This is a genomic window from Paenibacillus silvestris, from assembly GCF_009882985.1.
Lineage (GTDB): Bacteria > Bacillota > Bacilli > Paenibacillales > NBRC-103111 > Paenibacillus_E > Paenibacillus_E silvestris.
Genome location: NZ_WTUZ01000025.1, coordinates 1 through 384 on the forward strand (window position 1 = coordinate 1; position 384 = coordinate 384).

General features: G+C 46.6%; 2 rRNA genes. Both read right to left on the reverse strand.

From position 1 onward, the window contains the following. Positions 1 to 99, reverse strand: a 23S ribosomal RNA gene (locus tag GQF01_RS26415); the annotation flags it as partial. A 200-nt stretch (positions 100 to 299) separates the two neighbouring features. After that, positions 300 to 384, reverse strand: a 16S ribosomal RNA gene (locus tag GQF01_RS26420); the annotation flags it as partial.

A 384-nucleotide genomic window follows, 5' to 3' on the forward strand; every position in this document is an offset into this window, starting at 1 on the left:
AAGCCTGCTTACGGCTCCCCGAGGCATTTCGTCGTTCGCCACGTCCTTCTTCGGCTCCTAGTGCCTAGGCATCCTCCGTGTGCTCTTTCTAGCTTAACCTAGAAAAAAACATTTGAAAATTTCGCATAATTCGTTAGAAACATGCTACCTAAGTTCTTACTTTACGTTTTGTTTCGTTATCTAGTTTTCAAGGAACAAGTTATTGAAAGGATTAACCTTTCAAAACTGAACACGAGTGAGTAAGCGATTTGTGTGCGAAGCACACTTGACTGGGTCGTTTCAGACCCGAGTCTCCATAGAAAGGAGGTGATCCAGCCGCACCTTCCGATACGGCTACCTTGTTACGACTTCACCCCAATCATCTACCCCACCTTCGGCGGCTGG